21 protein-coding genes and 1 pseudogene are annotated in these 21,040 nt (G+C 63.2%); 2 read left to right on the forward strand and 20 right to left on the reverse strand.

The genetic code is table 11. The features are described 5' to 3' along the window. Window positions 1-21: 21 nt before the first annotated feature. From paaI to JQ574_RS19180, 13 genes are all read right to left on the reverse strand, one after another. Window positions 22-474 carry a hydroxyphenylacetyl-CoA thioesterase PaaI gene (gene paaI / locus JQ574_RS19120; protein ID WP_212210630.1) on the reverse strand — a complete coding sequence of 151 codons (453 nt, stop codon included), beginning with the start codon at window positions 472-474 and terminating at the stop codon, window positions 22-24. Window positions 475-562: 88 nt separating this feature from the next. Then, entirely contained in the window at window positions 563-1,642 is a 1,080-nt protein-coding gene (gene paaE, locus JQ574_RS19125) for a 1,2-phenylacetyl-CoA epoxidase subunit PaaE (RefSeq protein WP_212210628.1), read from the reverse strand. Between the two features lie 2 nt (window positions 1,643-1,644). After that, a complete protein-coding gene (gene paaD, locus JQ574_RS19130; protein ID WP_212210626.1) occupies window positions 1,645-2,148 on the reverse strand; it encodes a 1,2-phenylacetyl-CoA epoxidase subunit PaaD in 504 nt (167 codons plus the stop codon). After that, window positions 2,142-2,918: a 1,2-phenylacetyl-CoA epoxidase subunit PaaC gene (paaC, locus tag JQ574_RS19135; RefSeq protein WP_212210625.1), complete on the reverse strand. Its 777-nt coding sequence runs from the start codon at window positions 2,916-2,918 to the stop codon at window positions 2,142-2,144. Before paaC ends, paaD begins: the two co-directional genes overlap by 7 nt. 118 nt (window positions 2,919-3,036) lie before the next feature. Beyond that, window positions 3,037-3,324 carry a 1,2-phenylacetyl-CoA epoxidase subunit PaaB gene (gene paaB, locus JQ574_RS19140; RefSeq protein ID WP_212210623.1) on the reverse strand — a complete coding sequence of 96 codons (288 nt, stop codon included), beginning with the start codon at window positions 3,322-3,324 and terminating at the stop codon, window positions 3,037-3,039. Between the two features lie 10 nt (window positions 3,325-3,334). Continuing rightward, a complete protein-coding gene (gene paaA / locus JQ574_RS19145) occupies window positions 3,335-4,327 on the reverse strand; it encodes a 1,2-phenylacetyl-CoA epoxidase subunit PaaA (protein ID WP_212210621.1) in 993 nt (330 codons plus the stop codon). Between the two features lie 75 nt (window positions 4,328-4,402). Continuing rightward, entirely contained in the window at window positions 4,403-5,272 is an 870-nt protein-coding gene (gene paaX, locus JQ574_RS19150) for a phenylacetic acid degradation operon negative regulatory protein PaaX (RefSeq protein WP_212210619.1), read from the reverse strand. A gap of 82 nt (window positions 5,273-5,354) precedes the next feature. Next, on the reverse strand, window positions 5,355-6,125 hold the full coding sequence (locus JQ574_RS19155; protein ID WP_212210723.1) for a triacylglycerol lipase: 771 nt from the start codon (window positions 6,123-6,125) through the stop codon (window positions 5,355-5,357). 188 nt (window positions 6,126-6,313) lie between these two features. Further along, complete coding sequence (locus tag JQ574_RS19160; RefSeq protein ID WP_212210611.1) at window positions 6,314-7,600, reverse strand: DUF445 domain-containing protein; 1,287 nt, start codon at window positions 7,598-7,600, stop codon at window positions 6,314-6,316. A gap of 248 nt (window positions 7,601-7,848) precedes the next feature. Beyond that, window positions 7,849-8,325 (reverse strand): phasin, encoded by a 477-nt coding sequence (locus tag JQ574_RS19165; protein ID WP_212032347.1) that lies wholly within the window; start codon window positions 8,323-8,325, stop codon window positions 7,849-7,851. 310 nt (window positions 8,326-8,635) lie between these two features. Then, window positions 8,636-9,229 carry a GNAT family N-acetyltransferase gene (locus tag JQ574_RS19170; protein WP_212210609.1) on the reverse strand — a complete coding sequence of 198 codons (594 nt, stop codon included), beginning with the start codon at window positions 9,227-9,229 and terminating at the stop codon, window positions 8,636-8,638. Then, window positions 9,226-10,311: an alpha/beta fold hydrolase gene (locus JQ574_RS19175; protein WP_212210607.1), complete on the reverse strand. Its 1,086-nt coding sequence runs from the start codon at window positions 10,309-10,311 to the stop codon at window positions 9,226-9,228. Before JQ574_RS19175 ends, JQ574_RS19170 begins: the two co-directional genes overlap by 4 nt. After that, window positions 10,308-10,688, reverse strand: a complete 381-nt coding sequence (locus JQ574_RS19180) for a poly(R)-hydroxyalkanoic acid synthase subunit PhaE (protein WP_192737256.1) — start codon at window positions 10,686-10,688, stop codon at window positions 10,308-10,310. Before JQ574_RS19180 ends, JQ574_RS19175 begins: the two co-directional genes overlap by 4 nt. Window positions 10,689-10,943: 255 nt before the next feature. Between JQ574_RS19180 and JQ574_RS19185 the strand changes: the two genes are divergently transcribed. Then, complete coding sequence (locus tag JQ574_RS19185; RefSeq protein ID WP_212210605.1) at window positions 10,944-11,861, forward strand: alpha/beta fold hydrolase; 918 nt, start codon at window positions 10,944-10,946, stop codon at window positions 11,859-11,861. Between the two features lie 104 nt (window positions 11,862-11,965). Further along, window positions 11,966-12,427: a nuclear transport factor 2 family protein gene (locus JQ574_RS19190; RefSeq protein WP_212210603.1), complete on the forward strand. Its 462-nt coding sequence runs from the start codon at window positions 11,966-11,968 to the stop codon at window positions 12,425-12,427. Between the two features lie 113 nt (window positions 12,428-12,540). Here JQ574_RS19190 and JQ574_RS19195 read toward each other — a convergent pair whose 3' ends face one another. The 7 genes and pseudogenes from JQ574_RS19195 to JQ574_RS19225 all read right to left on the reverse strand — a co-directional run. Continuing rightward, the gene (locus JQ574_RS19195) at window positions 12,541-13,215 is read right to left on the reverse strand and encodes a spermidine synthase (protein ID WP_212210601.1); all 675 of its coding nucleotides are present in this window, start codon (window positions 13,213-13,215) and stop codon (window positions 12,541-12,543) included. Between the two features lie 154 nt (window positions 13,216-13,369). Further along, window positions 13,370-16,606, reverse strand: a complete 3,237-nt coding sequence (locus JQ574_RS19200) for a bifunctional cytochrome P450/NADPH--P450 reductase (protein WP_212210599.1) — start codon at window positions 16,604-16,606, stop codon at window positions 13,370-13,372. 196 nt (window positions 16,607-16,802) lie between these two features. Then, on the reverse strand, window positions 16,803-17,798 hold the full coding sequence (locus JQ574_RS19205) for an alpha/beta fold hydrolase (protein WP_212210592.1): 996 nt from the start codon (window positions 17,796-17,798) through the stop codon (window positions 16,803-16,805). A 9-nt stretch (window positions 17,799-17,807) separates the two neighbouring features. Continuing rightward, on the reverse strand, window positions 17,808-19,352 hold the full coding sequence (locus JQ574_RS19210) for a wax ester/triacylglycerol synthase family O-acyltransferase (protein ID WP_212210590.1): 1,545 nt from the start codon (window positions 19,350-19,352) through the stop codon (window positions 17,808-17,810). Between the two features lie 103 nt (window positions 19,353-19,455). Next, window positions 19,456-20,190, reverse strand: a complete 735-nt coding sequence (locus tag JQ574_RS19215; protein WP_249119453.1) for a triacylglycerol lipase — start codon at window positions 20,188-20,190, stop codon at window positions 19,456-19,458. A 62-nt stretch (window positions 20,191-20,252) separates the two neighbouring features. Next, window positions 20,253-20,507, reverse strand: coding sequence for a DUF6489 family protein (locus tag JQ574_RS19220; protein WP_209843454.1), 255 nt, complete (start codon window positions 20,505-20,507; stop codon window positions 20,253-20,255). A gap of 98 nt (window positions 20,508-20,605) precedes the next feature. Beyond that, window positions 20,606-20,815 (reverse strand): annotated as a pseudogene (locus tag JQ574_RS19225) (NAD(P)/FAD-dependent oxidoreductase); the annotation flags it as partial. Window positions 20,816-21,040 lie beyond the last annotated feature (225 nt).

Genomic DNA, 21,040 nt, shown 5'->3' on the forward strand with positions numbered 1-21,040 from the left:
TTTCCTCAAAGATCGTTTTGTTTATTTTATCGTGGTACCGGGCAGCCACGCACCACCGATGGTGCGGGAATGACCGCGGAATTCCGCGATCACAACGTCACCAGCGGTGACCTGCACATCGTAGATGCCCGATCTGCCGCTGCGCGAGATCTCGCGCGCGCTCGCCACCAGCACATCGCCGAGCTTGCCGGGCCGGATGAAGGTGACATGGCACTGCGCCGCGACCGCGCGCTCGTTATGGGTGTTGCAGGCAAAGGCAAAACTGGAATCCGCCAGCGTAAAGATGAAACCGCCATGGGCGATGCGCTGGCCGTTGACCATGTCAGGCCTGACCGTCATCGACAGCGTCGCCCGGCCGGGCCCGATCTCGACGATCTGCATGCCGAGGCCCTTGCTGGCGTCGTCCTCCTTCCACATCGCGTCCGCACAGGCGCGCGCGAGGTCGTCGGGCGAAAGCGTGGCATTGACGTTCACTGCGGTCTCCCTGTCGTCGGGCCTGTTGCAACAGGCCTCTTTCATTCGGGTAGTCTAGCCGTCGCACCGTCAAACGCGACGGCGTTGTTCACACATGATCGTAATCCACCACGACCCTATCCGACACCGGCCGCGCCTGGCAGGTGAGGACGAACCCCGCCTTCAGCTCCCACGGCTCCAGCGAATAGTTCACTTCCATCTGTGCATCGCCCTCGACCAGCTTGGCGCGGCAAGTCGAGCACATGCCGCCCTTGCAGGCAAACGGCAGGTCCATGCCGGCGCGCAATGCGGCGTCGAGAATGGATTCGTCCTCGGCCACCGGCACCTCGCGGCGCTTGCCGTCGATCACGAGCGAGGCCAGCGCCTTCGGCGGCGCTGTTGTTTCGACGATCTTTTTGGCGCGCGGCTTGCCGCCAAACTCGGAGACGAAGCGCTCGACGTGAATGCGATCCTCGGCAATGCCGATCTCGCGGCAGGTGTTTTCGATGTCCTCGCTCATGCCGAGGGGGCCGCAGACGAAGACGTGATCGACACTCGACGCCGGCACCAGCGAGCGCAGCAGCACGCGAACCTTTTCGCCGTCGAGCCGGCCGTGCAGGATCGGGATGTCCTGCTCCTCGCCGGAGATGACGTGAAAGACGGAGAACCGCTGCATGAAGCGGTCCTTCAGTTCCTCCAGTGCCTCGCGGAACAGCATGCTCGAGGTCGAGCGGTTGCCGTAGAACAGGAAGAAGCGGCTGTTCGGCTCGCGCGCCAGCACGCCCTTGACGATCGAAAGGATCGGCGTGATGCCACTTCCCGCGGCAAAGCCGACATAGACTCGCGCTTGATCGGGCGCATGCGCGACGCCGAAGCGGCCGGTCGGCGTCATCACGTCGAGCTCGTCGCCGGCTTTCAATTCATCCGCAGCCCAATTCGAAAACGCACCGCCATCGACCTTCTTCACCGCGATGCGCAATTCACCGTCGTCGGGGCCGGAACAGATCGAATAGGAACGGCGGACTTCCTCGCCGTCCATGGTCGTGCGCAGGGTCAGATATTGACCGGGCGAGAAGGTGTAGTCGTTGGTCAGCTCCGCGGGGATCGCAAAGGTCAGCGATATCGCATCCGGCGCTTCGCGGCGCAGGTCGTTGACGGCGAGACGATGGAAACGGGGTGTGAGGGACATGATCAATGACACTTGAAATAATCGAACGGTTCGCGGCAGCTCTTGCAGCGCCACAGCGCTTTGCAGGAGGTCGAACCGAACTCGGACAACAACTCCGTATTTCCCGAGCCGCATTGCGGGCACGACACCTGTTGCTCACCGAACAGCGCGCGGCGGGAGCTTGACGCCTGCGGCGGTGCGATGCCGTATTCCCGGAGCTTGCGCCGGCCCTCCTCGCTCATCCAGTCGGTGGTCCAGGCCGGTGACAGCACGGTGCGGATTTTGGGCCGCGCGATGCCGGCGCGCTCCAGCGCCAGTTCGATTTCGAGCGCGATCATGTTCATGGCGGGGCAGCCGGAATAGGTCGGCGTGATCGCGACCTCGACACAGCCGTCGCTGACCGCAACCTCTCGCAGCACGCCGAGATCGGCGATGGTCAGCACCGGAATCTCGGGATCGACCACTTGCGCGGCGGCATCCCAGGCGCGCCGGCGCAAATCGGCATCGCGGAGCATGACGGTCACCATCTCGCCCCCGGGAAGGTTCGCGGCAGCGACTGCAATTCGCTGAGCAGATGGCCGAGATGTTCGCTGTGCCGGCCGTCGCGGCCGCCACGCTGCATCCAGTTGTTCTGCGGCAACGCCAATGTCGCCTCATTGACGACGCCGGACACGGTCTTGAGCCATGGCGCGTGCAATTTGGCGGGCTCAATCGCGATGCCGGCGTCGATCAGACCGCGCTCGCTGTCGTCGAGATGGAACATCTCGCCGGTATAGGCCCAGAGATCGTCGATCGCGCTCTGCGCGCGGCGGTGGCTTTCCTCGGTGCCGTCACCGAGCCGCACCATCCATTCGGACGAATGCCTGACGTGATAGGCGCTTTCCTTTTCGGACTTCGCCGCGATCGCCGCCAGCGTCGGATCGCTGGATTGCATCATCGCGCGCCAATAGAGATCGGCGAAGGCCGCATAGAAGAACTGCCGCGCCATGGTGCGCGCGAAATCGCCGTTCGGCTGTTCCAGCAGCAGCAGATTGCGGTACTGCCTGACATCGCGCAGATAGGCGAATTTGTCCTCGTCGTTATCCCGGCCCTCGACCTTGGCGGCGTAAGCATAAAGCTCGCGGGCCTGGCCGAGCAGGTCGAGACCCATATTGGCGAGCGCCATGTCCTCTTCCATGGCAGGGGCGTGGCCGCACCATTCCGACAGCCGATGGCCCAAAATCAGCGCATCGTCGGCGCGGCGCAGGGTGTAGAGCACCAGCGGGGTTTCGGAGACTGAGATGGATGCGACTGCCATTTTGCCTATCCTGCTTGCGCGATACTCTCGTCGTCATTGCGAGCGCAGCGAAGCAATCCATTCTATCCCTTTGCGGCGCGGTGGATTGCTTCGCTGCGCTCGCAATGACGGATGACAATCACATATGCCCGACTTCGTCAGGCACGTCGTAAAACGTCGGGTGCCGATAGATCTTGGATTCTGCGGGCTCGAACATCATGCCCTTCTCGGAGGGATCGGATGCCGTGATCGCGTTCGACGGCACCACCCAGATCGAGAGGCCTTCGCCGCGGCGGGTGTAGATGTCGCGCGCGGCCTGCAACGCCAGCGTGGTGTCGGCGGCGTGCAGCGAGCCGACATGCTTGTGCGCGAGCCCGTTGCGGCTGCGGATGAAGACTTCCCAGAGCGGCGTATTCGGCGTGGCCATGGCGCTCTCCCTATTCCGCGGCTTGCGCGTGCGTGCGCTGCTTGCGCTTTTCGGCATAGGCCAGTGCCGCCTCGCGCACCCAGGCGCCGTCGTCATGCGCCTTGCGCCGCGCCGCCAGCCGGTCGCGGTTGCAGGGGCCGTTGCCGGCGAGCACCTGATTGAACTCTTCCCAGTCGATCGCGCTGTATTCCCAGTTGCCGTTGGCATTCTGCTTCATGCCGGGATCGGGAATCGTTAAACCCAGAAACTGCGCCTGCGGCACCGTGGCGTCGACGAATTTCTGCCGCAGCTCGTCGTTGGAGAAACGCTTGATCTTCCACTTGGTGGAAGTGTCGCTGTGCTGGCTTGCCTTGTCGGGCGGGCCGAACATCATCAGCACCGGCCACCACCAGCGATCGAGCGCGCTCTGCGCCATCGCCTTCTGCTCTTCGCTGCCCTTCGACAGCGTCACCATGATCTCAAAGCCCTGGCGCTGGTGGAAGGATTCTTCCTTGCAGACGCGGATCATCGCGCGCGCATAGGGTCCGTAGGAACAGCGGCACAGCGGAATCTGGTTCATGATCGCAGCACCATCGACCAGCCAGCCGATTGCGCCGATGTCGGCCCAGGTCAGCGTCGGATAATTGAAGATCGAGGAATACTTTGCTTTCCCCGCCAGCATCAGATCGACCAGCTCTTCACGGGAAGTGCCGAGCGTCTCGGCGGCGGCATAAAGATAAAGCCCGTGGCCGCATTCGTCCTGGACCTTGGCGAGAAGCGCGGCCTTGCGGCGCAGCGACGGCGCGCGGGTGATCCAGTTGCCTTCGGGAAGCATGCCGACGATTTCGGAATGCGCGTGTTGGGAAATCTGCCGCGTCAACGTCTTGCGATAGGCCGCCGGCATCCAGTCGTTCGGCTCGATTCGCTCGTCGGCATCGATGCGCGCCTGGAAGTTTGCGGAACGTGCGGCGTCCTCGATGTGGCTGATATCGCCATCGGACGTATTGAGCGCCTGCGTGTACATGGCCGACCTCCCCGTATGTTCTTTCCTCCAACATATAACATAAAAAACAAAATGCAAGTTATTTTTGTAACATGTTTACCTCCCGTCGAACCGGCGCGCCAGCGCCCCGCCCGGCTTCGGCAACGGCCCGTTTTCGTTGGTCGCATGGTCGTCAAGCCATTGTTCCGACGCCGAAAGCAGCCCGCGATAGATCTCGCCGCAGAGCCGTCTTGCCGCCCTGCCCGGCCAGTCCCTGGGCAACAGCGGCGCCGGCAACAGGGGATCGCGCAGCACGACGCGGCGGTAATGGTGGATCAGCAGGATCCGCGCGGTGAAGGCATCGGTGTCGGAGAGGACTTCGCCGCGGCCGAGCGAAGCGCGCAGCGGCTCGAACGTCTTCATGAATTTCAGATAGGCGTCGGCGGTGCGCTCAAGCGGCCAGCTTTCGCTGAGCAGACGCCGGCCGCTCTCATCCTCGGCGGAGACTTCCAGACGTATGGCACCCGCGGCCTCTTCCGGAACCGGCACGCCTGACGGCGCAACCCACACGCCCGGCAGCGGACTGCCGAAGCCGGCGTTCTTCAAGGCATCGCGCGATGCGTCGCGGTCCCCGCCATTGCCGATCAGCAGCAGCTCAAACCGCCCGGTCCAGTCGGATGGTGGCGGATCGTAGATGTGCCTGGTGGCGGTATCGAAGGTCTGCCGCCCCTTCTTGTCGAGCCGGTAAAAACTGTTGCGACCGACCTTGTTGCGCTCGAGCCAGCCGTCGCTCGCCAGCCGCGACATCGCGGTGCGGACGACGCCGCTGTCGATGTCGATTGCGGCAAAGAATTCGAGCAGCGTGCCGAGCCAGACCGAGCCGCCGCGCGGCACGATGGCATCGCCGAACACGGTGATGACGATCGAGCCGGTGCGCGACGGTTCGCGCTTGAGCTGTTCGACAATGCGGGCAAGCGGCTGCGGCATGCCTCAACGCATACCGCGTTTTGCAGATTCACGAAAACGCCGGCGCGCGGCCGGCGTTCTGAATTAGCTATCGGTAACCCGATTACCTATCCGGGTTCGGATAAACCATGCTGCGCCAGCCGCTGCGGTCGAACGGGGCCCATTTGCCTTCGGGCTGCGCCAGACGGTCGGCGACGGCATAGACCACGGCGGGGTGATGACCCATGCCGCAATGGCTGCTCTCGACCTCGATGCTCTCCGAGGTCGCGGTGGTCTGCTCCATGCAGCCCTGCCAGGCGCAGATGCCGTCGGTACGGCTGAAGATCGCGGTGGTCGGCACCGGCGGCGTGCCCGCCAGCGATCCGCCGAACCGGGCGTCCTCTTCGTCGGCGCGGCGGCCGCTCGCCATCTCATAGACGCGCCAGGCGTTGGTCGCCTTCGGGCCGGCCGCGAACGGGCTGCCGAGTGTGATCACCGAGCGCACGCGCTCCGGCATCATCTTGGCGAGTTGACGCGCGTAAAGACCGCCAAGGCTCCAGCCGACCAGGCTGACCTTGCGGCCGTGGGTGTCGTTCAATTCGTGGACGAGATCGACCATCGCGTGCTGCACGCCCTGGCGCAGACCGAGATTGCGGCCCTGGCGCCAGCCGCTGACGGCGTAGCCGCGGCTCCTGAGGAAGCTGCGCAGCGGACGCGTCGAGGTGTCGGAGGCAACGAGGCCGGGCAATACCAGCACCGGATGCCCGTCGCCTCTCGGCGCCAGACTCAGGAGCGGCAAGGCACCAAGGAAAGCGCCCAATTCGGAAATCGCCCGCCCCTCCAGAAACATCAGGGTTCTGGACGGCGGACGAAGCGTCTGCGTAGCAACGGACATCATATCTCCTTCTCGGGCCTGGCCCCTTACGTCTCGGCAGCCGGCCAGGGTTCAGTGGGAAGATGTTCACCTGGTAGAATCGTTCCGCAACGCAACATTATTTCGTAAAAAGCTAAGGAACCGGAATTCTTCTTTCAACGGCCCACTTCACACTTGTGACAATTAAAAGCGCAGACGTGATCAAATAGTCACACGAGCCGCAGCAGGTACTCGAGGGTGTAAAGCACCAATCCTGCAAGCCCGCCGATCAGCGAGCCGTTGAAGCGGATGTATTGCAGGTCGCGGCCGATGTTGATTTCGATCAGCGAAATCAACTGCCCCATGTCCCAGGATTTGACCTGGTCGGAGATGAAGGTGGAAACGCCGCTCTTTTGTTCGGCGACCACACTTCGAAGCACCGCAACCAGACCCTGATTGATTTCGGCGCGCATCTCGGCGTCGGCGGCCAGCGCCTCGCCGGCCGTTACGAACATGCGCACGAGATATTGCTCCAGCACCTGCGTCTCGCCTGAGGCGCTGCGCTCGAAGAACGATCGCGCATTCTCCCAGATGTGGCGCGCGAGGCTGTTCAGTTCGGGGCGCGCCAGGAGATCGCGCTTCAGCCCCTGGATGCGCTCGGCATAGGCCGGATCGCTGCCGAGCCGGTCGACGAAGGTGAGCACCATGCGGTCGAACTCGTCGCGGAACGGATGCTTGGGATCGTTGCGCACTTCCTCGAAGAAGGCGGTCGCCGACGCCACGATCTTGTTCACCAGAAACCTGTCGGCGCGATAGAGTTTCAGCAGTGTCGGCAATTCGTCGCGGATCTTCTCGCGGATCATGGCCATGGTCTCGGCCTGCGTCAGCGATTGATGCACCGCGCGCATGATGTCGTCGAGCAGGCCCTGGTGCCGGCCTTCCTTCACGAAGGTGCGCAGCGTGCCAGCCGCGAGCGGCGCAAGATCGATCGACATCAATTGCGAGGTGATGCGGCGGCTGACGAAGGTCATCAGGCCGGAATTCTCCGTGGCCGCGACCGCCTCGGGCAACAGCCGCAGTGCGAAGCGCGCGAGATCCTCGCTGCGCTTGCGGTCGCGCAGCCAGTCGGCGATGAACGAACCGAAATCGATCTGCCGGAGTTTTGCTTCGACCGGGGCCGCTTCCAGAAAATGCTGCTCGATGAATTCGCCGAGCTTGTCGGCGATGCGGTGCTGGTTGCTCTGGATGATCGCGGTGTGCGGGATCGGCAGCCCCAAAGGCCTGCGAAACAAGGCCACGACCGCGTACCAGTCGGCCAGCCCGCCAATGGTGGCGGCCTCCGCAAAGGCTGCGACGAAGCCGAACGCCGGATGGATCGGCAGCAGCGCCCTCGCCGCAATGAAGATCGCAAACGTCGCCGCCAGCACCAGCGTCGCCAGCAGCTTTACACGGCGCAGTTCGGCAGCCCGCAGCGCGTCGGCAGGCGTGTCGAATGAAAATTTGGCGGGGACAGTCATCACAGCTTCCAAATGAAATCGAAGCTTAGCGTTTTCAACTGCTGCGCACATCGGCAGTTGCGTGTCCCGGACGCGGTGCAGCGTTCTTCACGCTGCTCCGCAGAGCCGGGACCCATGCACAGGCGATGGACCCCGGCTCTGCAGTGCACCGGTGCGCGCTGCACTGCGTCCGGGGAACGCAAACTGTGGGAGACAAAAAGAAGGCCCGCCTAAGCGGGCCTTCCAAAAGGGCAGTTGGCAGATCGCTATCAGGCGGTCTTGCTGTAGACCTTGGAGAAGTTGTCCTGAGCGGTCTTGGCGCTGTCGGCGACGAGCTTGCCGAGATACTCGGTGGTGGCCTTCGCCCGCGAGACGAACACTTCGCCACGCGCACGGACCATGTCCGACTGGATCTGGGCGGCTTCGCTCAGCGACTTGGCCGAAGCGAGCTTGTCGATGCCGGCGAAGAACGCTTCCGCGTCCTGATAAAACGCCTGCTGGATGTTACGGCTGATCTTGGCTGCCTCGGAAACCGAACCGGCAACGGCGGTCTCGATGGCAGCGGTCACCTTCTCGGAACCGGCATGCATGTCGGCGGCGCGAACCTTCGCGGTCTCGGCCTGCTTCTTCACGAACTCACGGGCAGCTTCCGGAACTTCCAGGTTCTGGAGCTTGGTGAACGCCTCGGTGACGGGCGCGAAGGCTTCCTTGACGGTGTTCAGCACGGAATTGGTTTCGGTGGTCATTGGGGTCTCTCCATCCTCAGGTTTGAGCTATGGGCTCACCCCGTCCGGAGTGGCCCGGGGCGAGATCGTTGTGCCATAGTTAATGGTGCAACGCAACATCAATGTTGCATCGCGATATCACGAATACGTGATCGGCCTCAATGATAGGCGGTTTGCCTAGGGAACCGGCAAAAGTTCCACTTTAGTCTTAGCCTCGGACGAATAGCCGAGGCCCCACGCCTACTTTGCATGGGGTTGTTTCGCGATTTTGAGTCCGGGCTGGACGGCGGGCTTAGTGCTTGACGGCCGGTTCTAGTGCTGGACGGCGCGCTTAGTGCTGGACGGCGCCTGGGAGCCCGAAGGCTTCCAGCTGCGCCCGGACCTGCGCCACATTGTGCCCGAGCACGACGATGTCGTGCTTCTTGCCGCCGACGTCGCGGACGTGGTCCCGCAGCAGGGCCTCGGCCTTGAAGCCGAGGCTCTCGAACAGAGCGATCGCCGCCTGCTGGTCGACGGTCATCTGCACCGAGAGCTTTTCCAGCCCGGCACCCAGCGCCAGCGCGAAGGTCTCCTGCGACAGCGCCCGGCCGACGCCCTGCCCGCGCACGTCCTGGGACACCACCATCCGGATCTCGCCGACATGCGGCGACCAGGAATGCGGGTCGCGCACCAGCGTGCCGCAACCGACCACCGCGTCGCCTTTCACCGCCAGGAGGCTCGTGATCTGCCCGCGCTCGATCTCGTTGATCCAGGCCGACAGCACCTTGGGCTGGCTGATGTTGCGCGGCAGGAACAAGAGATCGTGGGTCGGCAGTTTTTGCGCGAAGGCAAGCACCGCAGCTTCGTCGGCGCGGGACATCAGGCGGAATTCGATCTCGCCGGCGTCGGTTTGGGCGTGGCGCGGATAGGAACGTGTTTCGCTCATGTTGATCTCTTACCTAACCAGTTGTCCAATTTCGGCCACAGCCGCTTGATTGCGTTGGCGCCGGCGACGACGCTGACATGGCCGCCCTTCAGGATCACCTCTTCCTTGTCGGACGAGCCGACCTTGGCGATCAGGTGCTTGGCCGCGTCATAGGGCACGATGTGATCGTGCTCGGCGACCGCATGCAGGATCGGCACCTTGATGTCGGCAATTTTGGCCGCACGGCCGCCGACGCTCATGGTGTCGTTGAACAGCTTGTTGTCCCACATCAGGTCCTTGGTAATGGCGCGAAAATATTCGCCGGCCAGCGGCAAGGTGTCCGTGCCCCAGCGATCCATCATCCGGTAGGCCTTGACGTATTCGTCGTTCCAGATGTTCTCCCACAAATTCACCTGACTGAGGGCGCGCGACGCCGGCCGCAGCATTTCGAACGACGACAGGATCATTTCCGGCGGCACATTGCCGATGCTGTCGACGAGGCGATCGACGTCGAAATAGCGTCGGTCCGAGAAATTCGAGAACAGCTTCATCTCGCGGAAGTCGATCGGCGTGGTGAAGCAGATCAGATTCTTCATCGGTCCATCGTTGAAGATCGAGCCGTACAGCAGCGACAGCACGCCGCCGAAGCAATAGCCGATCACGGTGACGTCCGTTTCGCCGGAATCCTGCTGCACGCGGCGGACGCAATCCGGGATGAAGTCGAGGACGTAATCCTCCATCCGCAGCGATTTTTCCTCCGGCTTCGGCGCGGTCCAGTCCATCATGTAGACGTCGTAGCCGCGCTTGAGCAGGAATTCGATGAAGCTCTGGCCGGGCACCATGTCGAGGATGTAGCCGCGGTTGGTGGTTGCCATCACGATCAGGATCGGCACGCGGTAGATTTCGTCCGCGATCGGGCGATAGTGATAGAGGTTCAGCGTGCCGCGGCTGAGCAACACGTCCTTCGGCGTCGAACCCAGCGCGGGGCCCGACGAGGAGATGTATTCGACGCCCTTGATGCTGCGCTGGATCGCGCGCTGTACCTCGGACTGGATCCGCTCGGGTATCGACGCCAGATCGAGGGCTGCGGCGGGCGCGTTCATTTTTGCTCTCCCTCCGACGGGGGACGCTTGGTGCGCGGTGGCCGCGCCGCGCCATAGCCGCCCTCGGGCGCCAGCGAATTGTGATGGATCTGGTGCAGCATCGCCTTGATCTCGTTGAGTTGGCCTTCGATGCCCTGGATACGCTCGGCCATGCCGACCATTTGCGCCCGGCTCGGCAAATTCATGCTGACGAGATATTTCTCCATCAGCTCGCCGAGCTGCTTCTGCGCGCCCGCCGTGGCGCCGCCGACCTGGTTCATCACCTTGGAAAATTCGGGCGAAGCCATCGCCTGGTTGGCAAAGGAGTTGAACCCCTTCTCCATCTCTCCGATCATCGTCTGCCAGATCACGGCAGGATCGTTGCCCTTGTCGGCCATAGGCGCCCTCCCTTGGTTACGAGCGCTTTGCCACGCCTCGGATATTATTCCGCCATACCACACCGTTGCGGCGTGGCGGTCAACCGGGCGACATGGCGTTTTGAAGCGAAGTGGATAGCGGTTCGCGTCTGGAAACGCGCCCAAAACAAGGGACTGGTTAACAGTGAGCTGCAAAGCCTTCTGCGATGCGGTAAACCGTGCCATACAAGACCCCAACAAGGTACCATCGCAGGACTGATACAAAGGACCGCCGCCGTGACGCTTGCCCATCAGCCGCCGCAGATCGCCCACGCCAATGGCATCGACATTTGCTACGAAGTCTTCGGCGATTCCGGCGCGGAACCGCTGCTGCTGATCATGGGTCTCGGTGCCCAAATGATCCATTGGGACGATGATTTCTGCCGCCAGCTTGCCGCGCGCGGTTTTCGCGTCATCCGTTTCGACAACCGCGATATCGGCAAATCCTCAAGGATGACCGGCGGCAAGCGACTGACCGCGCTCGAACTGCTCAAGCTGAAATTCCTGAGGATCCCGGTCGCCGCGCCCTACAAACTGATCGACATGGCCAAGGACACGGTCGGCCTGATGGATGTGCTCGGCATCAAGTCGGCGCATCTGGTCGGCGCATCGATGGGCGGCATGATCGCGCAGGAAGTCGCGATCTCGTTTCCGGCGCGGGTGCGCTCGCTGACCTCGATCATGTCGACGACGGGCAGTCCAAAAGTGCCGGGGCCGACGCGCGAAGCCGCCGCCATGCTGATGGCGCCACCGCCCGCGACCAAGGAAGAGTATTTCGAGCGGTTTGCGAAAACCTGGAAAATCCTGCGCGTCGGCTCGTTCCCGGAAGACGAAGCGGCCGACCGCTCGCGCGCCGAACGCACCTATGAACGCGGCCTCAATCCCGCCGGCGTCGGCCGGCAGCTGCGCGCGGTGCTTGCCTCCGGCAGCCGCAAGGAGCGGCTTGGTGCCGTGAAAGCGCCGACGCTGGTCATCCACGGCACCGTCGATCCGCTGGTGCGGATTGAAGGCGGCAAGGACACCGCGGCCTCCATTCCCGGCGCAAAGCTTGTCATGATCGACGGCATGGGCCACGCGCTGCCGATCCCGATGTGGCCGCAGATCATCGATGCCATCGACAAGCACGCACATGGCGCGGCGGCGAAGGCGGCTTGATCAGGTTACTTCCGGGTAACTTCGTGAGCGCGGGGTGCCCTCTTCCGCAGAACAGGGCCGAGGCCTATAGACGGCGCACCGATATCGCCACATGGAGCCCGAACATGGATCTTGCTTTCCGGCCGCGCGCAGCGTTAGCCGCCGTCATTCTGTTGGCCCTTGCCGCTCCCGCCGCCTACGCCGCCTCGCCGCAACAGGAAGCCAACAGAAAAGCCGTGCTCGAATTCTATGAGAAGGGCCTGAACCAAAAAGACGCCGACGGTGCGATCGCCTATATGGGCGACCGCTATGTCCAGCACAATCCGAATGCCGCTGACGGTCCCGAGGGTTTTCGCAAGTTCATCGGATTCCTGCGCGAGAAATTCCCGAACTCCCGCAGCGAGATCAAGCGTTCGTTCGTGGACGGCGATTACGTCATCCTGCATGTTCACGCCGTTCGCGAGCCGGGCACGAGAGGGAACGCGATCATCGACATCTTCAAGCTCGAGAACGGCAAGATCGTCGAGCATTGGGACGTGGTCCAGCCGATCCCCGAGAATCCGGCAAACAACAACACGATGTTCTGAGGGCGGGCTGCAGGGTGGGCAAAGGCGCGCTTGCGCCGTGCTCACCTCGCTATTTGGATCACCTGGAGAGATGGTGGGCACGCTTGCGCTTTGCCCACCCTACGAATCGAAACTCAGCTCTTCGTTGCGATCCAGATGATGTGACGCGCGCCGCCGCCTCTTCCGGTGGCGCGCACGGCAACCTCGTTCACATCGAAGCCGGCGGTACGCAGCCGTTTTGAGAACGGCGGATTCGGACCCGACGACCAGACCGCGAGGACGCCGCCGGGCCGCAGCGCCGTATGTGCCGCGCCCAATCCGGCTGAACTGTAGAGCCCATCATTGGCCTTGCGGGTCAGACCTTCGGGGCCGTTGTCGACGTCGAGCAGAATGGCATCGAATTTCGATCGGGAAGACCGGATGATTTCGGTGACGTCCACTTCCTGAATGCTGACGCGCGTATCGTTCAGGCTGCCGCCAAAAATCTCCGCCATCGGGCCCCGCCCCCAGGCGACGACGGCCGGTACCAGTTCAGCCACCACGATCCGCGCCCCAGCACCGAGCACCGCAAGCGCGGCCCGCAGCGTAAAGCCCATGCCCAGTCCGCCGATCAGCAGATGCGGCTTCTTGTTCGCTTCCAGCTTCTTGACCGCAAGGGTGGCGAGCGCGGCTTCGGAACCACTGAGGCGGCTGTTCATCAGCTCGTTGGTGCCGAGCATGATGGAGAACTCTTTGCCGCGCTTCATCAGGCGGAGTTCCGCATCGGTGCCGGGAATATGTGCGGTGTCGAGCTTTTCCCAGGGAATCATGAGGGGGTTCTAGCATGATTTTTTCGTCGTCCCGGCGAAGGCCGGGACCCATAACCACAAATGCTGGTGGTTACGAAGACTCGTCGAACAGCTTTTTTAGACCGATAGATCACGCGGTATGGGTCTCGGCGTTCGCCGGGACGACGGATGAAGACTATCCCCCCGCCCACACATCCAGCACGTAGCGGTTCCTGGCGCCGAGATCGTCGATCCAGCGCAGGCCTGCTGCTTCGTCCGCGCCCGTGCGTTCGCGATAGATCGACACCAGCGCTGCCTTGACGTCCGGCTCCATCTTGCCGCCGTCGCCGCAGACATAGACGATCGCGCCCTTCTCGATCAGGTTCCACACTTGGTCCTTCTGCGCCGCGACCAGGTGCTGCACATAGGTCTTCGGCCCGTCGGCGCGCGAGAACGCGGTGTGCAGATCGGTGATGCCGTTGGCGGCGAACGCTTTCAATTCATCCGCATAGAGGAAATCCTGCTCGGGATGGCGACAGCCGAAAAACAGCATCGCCGGGCCTAGGCTCGCGCCCTTGGCCTTGCGGTCGGCGCGCTCCTGCAGGAAGCCGCGGAACGGCGCCAGCCCCGTGCCGGGGCCGATCATGATGATCGGCACCGACGCATCGTCCGGCAGGCGGAAGCCCGCCTTGGTCTCGCGTACCGTGGCATGGATGGTGTCGCCGGCGCGGCGGCCGGCGAGATAGTTCGAGCAGACGCCCTTGTAGACGCCGCGGCCCGAACTTGCGGGCGCTTCGACCACGCCGACGGTGACGCTGCAACGCGAGGCATCGCCCGCCGGTGACGACGAGATCGAGTAATAGCGCGGCGCCAGCAGCGACAGCATTTCGAGATAAGCATGGAACGGCAGCTCGCAGGCCGGATACTCTTCCATCAGGTCGAACACCGATTTGCGCTTCGCCAGAACGTCGGTGCGATAGAGCTCAGTGGAGGTGGCATCGTCGCCGATATAGGCCAGCAGCTTCGGTTTGGTCATCGGACAACGCGTGTTTTCCGACATGATCTGGATCTGCTTGCGGGTCGCGATCTGCTGCAACTCGACAAACTCGGTCAGCAAACGTCCGACCGACACGGCGTCGCCAGTCGGCAGTTGCGCGCGGCGGCCTTCGGCGACCGCGAGCCTGATCTGGTCGGCGGGCAGGAAGCCGAAACGGCGCGCGACGGAATCGACCAGCGCCGGATCGTTGCGCGGTACCACGCTGAGGTGATCGCCGACGCGGTAGGAAACGCCCGGCGGCAGTTGCACTTCGATATGCCGCGTCGAGCGGTCGGACGGATTGGCGCCGGCCTTGTTCTGCAGCTCGGAATTGAGCTGCACCTTCATCGGCGAAACGCCGCCCTGCGTCACGATCACGTTGACGGCGGTCGGCGCCACCGGCTCGATCGTGTACAGCGGCGCATCGTCGGCGCTGCGGGTGAAGGTCGACGCGAGGCCGAACTCCTTGGTGGCCGCGGCGGCGGCGGCGGCAAACCATTTTTCGAACTGGCCGTCGAGATCGCTGCGGGCATCGCCCTCGCCCCGCCCATGGACGCTGCGCGCGCCATGCGCGGTCATTTGTTCGTCGATCATGCGCGGCACCGACTGATAGGTCGCCGCCCAGTCGCTGTTGCCGCAGCCGAACACCGCGTAACGGACTTTGGCCAGCGCGTCCTTGGGCAAGCCGCTGTCCAGCCATTTGACGAATTGCGTGGCGTTGTCGGGGGCTGCGCCATTATAGGAGGCGCAGAAGATCAGGACGCCGCCCTGCTCCGGCAGCTTGCCGACGTAGTCATCGAGCGCGCCGAGTTTGGTCGCAAATCCGTTGACCTCGGCAAGGTCGGCGACGCGGGTGGCGAGTTCTTCGGCGGTGCCGAGGTTGGAGCCGTAGAGCACCAGCAGCGGCGTGTTGTGGCCGGGGCGGGTCCGGGCCGGCGCTGCGGCCGTGTTCGAGGCCGCCACCGCGGCAGCCGCGCGACCGGCGAACGCGCCGCGCTCCTTGTCGGCGCGCGGGCGCACCTTGATCTTGAATCCGTCCGGCTTGATCGTCAGCGTCTCTTTCAAATGCATCTGGTAGCGGTTGACGTCGATCAGCTTGAAGCGCTGCAGGATCATGCCGATCGCCAGCGCCGCCTCGTGCATCGCAAATCCACGCCCGATACAGGCGCGCTGGCCATTGCCGAACGGTTTCCAGGCGTTGACCGGGCGCTTGGCCTCGGCCTCGCGGCTGAAATTCTCCGGATCGAACGCGTCCGGGTTCGGTCCCCACACGCTGGGATCGCGGTGCAGCGCCATCACGAGCACGGTGACGAAGGTGTTTTTCTTCAGCTTGTATTTGCCGCCGATGGTCTCGTCCTGGAGCGGGGCGATGCCGTAGGCCGGCGCCGGCGGCCACAGCCGCAGCGCCTCCTTCAGTATCTGCGTGATGTAGGTCAGCTGCGTGACCTGCTGATAGGTCGGGCGCGCGTCGATATCGGGGCCGAGCACGCGGTCGACTTCCTCATAGGCCTTCTTCAGCACGTCGGGATGCTTGAGCAGCGCATAGAGCGTGCAGGACAAGAGGCCGCTGGTGGTCTCATGGCCCGCGATCAGGAAGGTGTTGATCTGGTAGCGGATGTTGACGTCGTCGAGCTGCTCGCCGGTGGCGCGGTCGACGCCGGTCATCATGGCGCCGAGCATATCCTTCTTGCCCTCGGCGGCTTCCGCGTTACCGCGGCGCTCGGCGATGATCTCGTCGACCATCTTGTTCATGAAGGCGACGTCCAGCGCCAGATCCTTGCGGCGCTTCTGCAGCCACAGGCCTTCGAGCGGGATGCCGCGGGTCATCATGATGGTCTCGAGCGAGCGCACCAGCGATTCCACGAATGGATGATAGTCGCGGCGGTAGAACGAATTGAAGCGGTAGTCGAAGCCGCAAAGGCCGATGGTGTCGAGCGTCAATGCGGTCATGTCATGGACGACGTCGATTTCCTCGTCGCCGTTCAGCCGCTCCCACTTCTTGACCAGCTGCTCGGCGATGTCGACCATGCTCGGATGATAGGACGTCATCGCGCGGTTGCCGAACGGCTGCAGCAGGATGTTGTGCGCCTTGCTCCAGTTCGGCTCCGACGTGTCGGCGGTGAAAAGCCCGTCGCCGCCGACCGCGCGCACCCGGCGCAGCGAGCCGCGCACCGCCTTGTCGAAACGCTTCTCGTCGGAGAGTTCGTCGATCAGATCGTGGCCCGACACGATCACCAGCGGCGCGCCCATCATGTCGAGCCAGAAGATCGGCCCGAGCTCCTTGGTCAGCCGCACCAGATGCTGAACGGGCGCGTTCGGATCCAGCGACAGCATGTTGCCGACAACGGGCTTTTTCGGCGGATGCGGGATCGGACTGAGTTTGTTCGGTGACGCCATTGTCGATATTACCCCTGCCTCAAATTGCCTTGAACAACCGCGCTCTCACCGCGTCATTGCGAGCGAAGCGAAGCGAAGCAATCCATCTCACGACGAAAAGAAAGAATGGATTGCTTCGTCGCTTCGCTCCCTTGCACAAACGCTTCGCGTTTGTTGCATGCAATGACGACCGAAGAGAGCCGCAGCATCACTCGCTCTAGCCAAACCGCTTTCTGCGCCATTCAATCAGTTTGGCGCTGACCTCGTCCGGCTTTTCCTGTTGCGTCCAATGGCCGCTGTCGCGCACCAGATATTTTTCGAGATCGGGAACGATCTTTTCCATGCCATCAGCCGACGACGGCGGCAGCACGTGGTCGTTCTCGGCCATGATCATCAGCGCCGGTACTTTCACGGTGTGATCGATCTGCGCCGAACGCTGCCAGTTGCGCGACATGTTGCGGTACCAGTTGATGCCGCCGGTAAAACCTGACTTCGTGAACGTATCGACGAACACCTTTTTCTCTTCCGGTGACAGGATCGGTGTGCGCGGATCATGCTTGGCGTCGTAACCCGCGATCATCTGCGGAAACGCCAAATTGAGTCGCGGGGAAGCACCGACGCCGGCAACCACCTGGTCGGCAGGTGTGTCGGCGGGCCGCGGCACAGGCTTGCGCATGAAGGCGTCAAACGTCTGCTCGACCCGGCTGCCGAAGATCCGGTCGGGCTCGCGGGCCGGATCCTGGAACTGCACGATGTACATGCTGTCGCCGAACCGCTTGCGGAACAGCTCGATCGGATCGGCCGGCGCGCGATCGTGATGCGGCGTGTTGATGCCGACCACGCCGGCAACGCGGTCAATGTGGCGGAGCGGCATCTGCCAGATGATGAAGCCGCCCCAGTCGTGGCCGACGAAGATCGCCTTGTCGATCTTCAGATGGTCCATCAGGCCGACGAGATCGCCGGTGAGGTGCTCGATGTCATAGGCCTCGACCGGCTCAGGCCGGTCGGTCGAACCATAGCCGCGCTGATCCGGCGCGATCACCCGGATCCCGGCCTCGCTCAGCGCCTTGATCTGGTGACGCCAGGAGAACGCGATCTCCGGCCAGCCGTGGCACAGTATCACCGGCGGCTTGTCGGTCTTCGGCCCGGCCTCGTAGTAACCCATGCGAATGCCGTTCGTCTCGGCGAACTGCAGCGGCGGCATTTCAATCATCGCAACACCCTATTCAGCCGCGCTGGTCATCTTCGGCGGCGGCGCATAGGCCGCCTCCAGCGCTTCAAACTCCAGCGGAAGCATATCGCACAAGACCTGGACATGCGGAATGATGTTGGCGCCGGCGATGAAGCCGAAATCGAGCTGATCGCGATAGCTCTGCACGGTGATGTTGAGCGCGAGCCCGTGGGTCGAGATCGACACCGGGAAGATATGCAGCAACTCCGCGCCGGCGGCGTACAAAGTCTGTCGCGGTCCCGGCACGTTGGACACCGTGATGTTGGCCGCCGGCGGCAGCACGTTCGAGAGGTCGGAACGGCTGTAGAGCAGCGCCAGGATCTGAACCAGGATCGGCGCGCCCAGCATCGAGATGTTGGAGACCTGCGGCATCAAGGCTCGCAGCGGATGCGACATCTCCTTGGACTTGGTGGATTGCGCGATGATCGCCTCCAGCCGCCCCTTGGGATCCTCGAGGTTGGTGGCGATCGAGCAGATCATGCCGAACACCTGGTTGTTGGCCTCGGTGTTGCCTTCCTCGCGCAGCGAAATCGGCACCGCCGCGGTCAGCGACTTGGTCGGCAGCGCGCCCTGCTGCAGCAGATAGCGCCGCACCACGCCGGAGGACAGCGCCAGCACGACGTCGTTGAGCTTGCCGCCGGAGGCTTTCGCCACCGCCTTGGCCCGCGACAGCGAGATCGAGGTGCCGGCAAAGCTGCGCTCCGACGAGATCGCCTTGTTCAGGATGGTCGGCGGCGAAACCATGCTGGCGATGCTGTCGCGCGACTTCGGATCGGAAATCTTGCCGACCACTTCGGAAACGCTCTTGAGCATCGTCGGCACGCTGGCGGCGAATTTCACCGCGCTCTCGATCTGGAACATGGCGTTGTCGAACAGAATCGATCCGAGATCGCTCTTGCCCGAGCGCGGCAATTCCAGGCTCTTCGGCGCCGACGATGAATCGAACGGCTGGCGCCAGAGCTGCTGATAGGAATCGATCAAATTGGCGGCGATGTCGCGCGGCTCCTGCGCGACCTTGCGCGCCGTCGGCGGTTCGACCTGGCGCGGCACCGGAGTCAGATCGTAGATCATGTTGGTGAGCGCCGCACCGGCGCCGCCGTCGATGCAGGCGTGGTGCATCTTGGAATAAAGCCCGATCTCGTTGTCCTTCATGCCCTCGAAGACATAGAACTCCCAGAGCGGACGGGCGCGGTTGAGCAGCTTGGCATGCATCCAGCCGACGATGCGCTCCAGCGTCGCGCGGTCGTAGGGGGCCGGCAGGCTGCCGCGGAAAATGTGGCGGTCGATGTCGAACTGGTCGTCCTCGACCCAGGACGGATGATCGATGTCGAGCGGCGCCTTTTCCAGGCGCGCTTTCAGGATCGGCGCAAGATGCAGCCGCGAGCCGATCATCGCCTTGAAATCCTCGAAGAAGTTGCCGTTGTAGTTCTCGGGCAGGCGGAAGATCGCCATGCTTCCGACATGCATCGGCATCTCAGGCGTTTCCAGGTACAGAAACGACGCGTCCATCGAAGACAGTTTCTTGGCGTCAGTCATGTTTTCCTCCCGCAGAGATCACGCGACGCCTTGATGGCGCTTCTGGCGTTCAGATGGTCCTGAAGACGGGGGTTGGGTGGTCCCCGGTCTTCAACGACATTGGTCAGGATAGTGCATTTTCCGGGGTCCCATATGCAATGGCAAACGGGCCCGAACGGTCAAATTGCTTAAATTCGCCTTCCCTTTGCGCCAGCCGGTCGGCCACCGCCCACAAGGCGGCCGGGTTGACGCCGAGGCCGATATGGCTTGCGAGATGCACCTCGATATTTTCGGCCGTGCTGGAGGGGCGCAGCAGGCTGGTACGCCAGTTCACGATGCCATCGGTGCGAGAATAGATCGAGGTCGCGGGCACCGGCAGGTCGCCGGCGATCGCCTCCCTGATCTCCGGGTTGTCGTGGATGCTTTCCCCCGACAGCGCTTCGTACAATCGCGTCGCATTGGTCGCTGTGATGTCGTTGGCGAACGGGCTGCCGAGCGTGATCACCGATCGCACCATGTCCGGCAGTTGCAGCGCGAGATCGCGTGCGTAGACGCCACCGAGACTCCAGCCAATGATGCTGACCTTTCGTCCCGTGGTCTCGTGGATTCGCTTGACGAGGTCGCGCAACGCACCGCGCTTGCTGGCGACGCCGCCGAAATTGCGGCCCATGTTCCAGGCATAGCTGTCGTAGCCAAGCTCCTTCAGGTAGCGCCGCATCGGCGCCATCGACAAATCGCTGGCGAGAAATCCCGGCAGCGTCAGCACCGGATGACCGTCGCCCTTCGGGGCGCGCATCAACAGCGGCGACAGCAGCAGGCTCGAATTCAGTTCGAACACGCTTCTGGCTTCGGCGAGCATCAGGAACAGGCTCGGCGGACGAAGCTTGCGTTCTGCCGCCGGCGCGCCCTCCGCGACGGCCACTATTTCTTGTCCTTCTTGGCCATGCCGCCGAGACCGGCCATGGTCACGAACATGTCCTGAAAGCGTTCAGCGATCTTGGGGTCGAAGGTGAACCAGGACTGCATCAGCGATTCCGGCGAGACCTTGTCGATGTTGGCCATCATCTGCTGCTGCAACTTGTCCATGACCGCGGTCTGCATCGGCTGAACGTCCGGAAGTCCGAAGAACTGCCGGGCCTCGAGCGGCGTGCAATCAATTTCGACGTTTACCTTCATGGCCGCTCCTTCATTAATGGCTTGCCGCAGTATCACCGTGACTGGCTGAGTCACGCAAGGACAAGACCGCCTTCCGGGCCCCCGTTCGCCCCCTATGGTCAACCAAAACGTTCGACAGCAAAAGGGGTAGTATCGGCAAACGGGGTCTCGCCGGTCATCATTTCCGCCAGCAGCCGGCCGGTTGCAGGTCCGAGCGTCAGGCCGTGGTGCTGGTGGCCGAAATCGAACCACAAACCGGGATGGCGGGGCGCCTTCCCGATCACCGGCAGCATGTCCGGCAAACAGGGCCGCGCCCCCTTCCACGGCCGGGCAGGTGCAGCGCAGCGCCAACGCCGACCATGCCCGCCCCCAACACCAGAACGTCGGCCCTCAGTTCCGCCACCGGCGCTCCAAAAGTTTAATGTAACGAATTCGCGCCCACAGCCTAAGGTAAAGCTAGCCATTGCCGCATCGCGGTGCAAACCGATCCACAGAGAGGGATCGCGCCTGCGCGGCGGCTGGACTTTGGCAACAGGGATCGGCAATATCCGCCG

The sequence above is a fragment of the Bradyrhizobium sp. AUGA SZCCT0158 genome (assembly GCF_018130065.1).
Taxonomy (GTDB): Bacteria; Pseudomonadota; Alphaproteobacteria; order Rhizobiales; family Xanthobacteraceae; genus Bradyrhizobium.

What these genes read in the sequence shown, in the direction of transcription:
- JQ574_RS19215 (WP_249119453.1), bottom strand. Translation starts at nt 20,190, where the DNA reads ATGCTCGCCGAAGCCAGAAGCGTGTTCGAACTGAATTCGAGCCTGCTG.
- JQ574_RS19170 (WP_212210609.1), bottom strand. Translation starts at nt 9,229, where the DNA reads ATGAGCGAAACACGTTCCTATCCGCGCCACGCCCAAACCGACGCCGGC.
- JQ574_RS19165 (WP_212032347.1), bottom strand. Translation starts at nt 8,325, where the DNA reads ATGACCACCGAAACCAATTCCGTGCTGAACACCGTCAAGGAAGCCTTC.
- paaD (WP_212210626.1), bottom strand. Translation starts at nt 2,148, where the DNA reads ATGGTGACCGTCATGCTCCGCGATGCCGATTTGCGCCGGCGCGCCTGG.
- paaB (WP_212210623.1), bottom strand. Translation starts at nt 3,324, where the DNA reads ATGGCCACGCCGAATACGCCGCTCTGGGAAGTCTTCATCCGCAGCCGC.
- JQ574_RS19175 (WP_212210607.1), bottom strand. Translation starts at nt 10,311, where the DNA reads ATGAACGCGCCCGCCGCAGCCCTCGATCTGGCGTCGATACCCGAGCGG.
- JQ574_RS19180 (WP_192737256.1), bottom strand. Translation starts at nt 10,688, where the DNA reads ATGGCCGACAAGGGCAACGATCCTGCCGTGATCTGGCAGACGATGATC.
- paaX (WP_212210619.1), bottom strand. Translation starts at nt 5,272, where the DNA reads ATGCCGCAGCCGCTTGCCCGCATTGTCGAACAGCTCAAGCGCGAACCG.
- JQ574_RS19160 (WP_212210611.1), bottom strand. Translation starts at nt 7,600, where the DNA reads ATGACTGTCCCCGCCAAATTTTCATTCGACACGCCTGCCGACGCGCTG.
- JQ574_RS19200 (WP_212210599.1), bottom strand. Translation starts at nt 16,606, where the DNA reads ATGGCGTCACCGAACAAACTCAGTCCGATCCCGCATCCGCCGAAAAAG.
- JQ574_RS19210 (WP_212210590.1), bottom strand. Translation starts at nt 19,352, where the DNA reads ATGACTGACGCCAAGAAACTGTCTTCGATGGACGCGTCGTTTCTGTAC.
- JQ574_RS19220 (WP_209843454.1), bottom strand. Translation starts at nt 20,507, where the DNA reads ATGAAGGTAAACGTCGAAATTGATTGCACGCCGCTCGAGGCCCGGCAG.
- paaA (WP_212210621.1), bottom strand. Translation starts at nt 4,327, where the DNA reads ATGTACACGCAGGCGCTCAATACGTCCGATGGCGATATCAGCCACATC.
- JQ574_RS19205 (WP_212210592.1), bottom strand. Translation starts at nt 17,798, where the DNA reads ATGATTGAAATGCCGCCGCTGCAGTTCGCCGAGACGAACGGCATTCGC.
- JQ574_RS19190 (WP_212210603.1), top strand. Translation starts at nt 11,966, where the DNA reads ATGGATCTTGCTTTCCGGCCGCGCGCAGCGTTAGCCGCCGTCATTCTG.
- JQ574_RS19155 (WP_212210723.1), bottom strand. Translation starts at nt 6,125, where the DNA reads ATGTCCGTTGCTACGCAGACGCTTCGTCCGCCGTCCAGAACCCTGATG.
- paaC (WP_212210625.1), bottom strand. Translation starts at nt 2,918, where the DNA reads ATGGCAGTCGCATCCATCTCAGTCTCCGAAACCCCGCTGGTGCTCTAC.
- JQ574_RS19195 (WP_212210601.1), bottom strand. Translation starts at nt 13,215, where the DNA reads ATGATTCCCTGGGAAAAGCTCGACACCGCACATATTCCCGGCACCGAT.
- paaE (WP_212210628.1), bottom strand. Translation starts at nt 1,642, where the DNA reads ATGTCCCTCACACCCCGTTTCCATCGTCTCGCCGTCAACGACCTGCGC.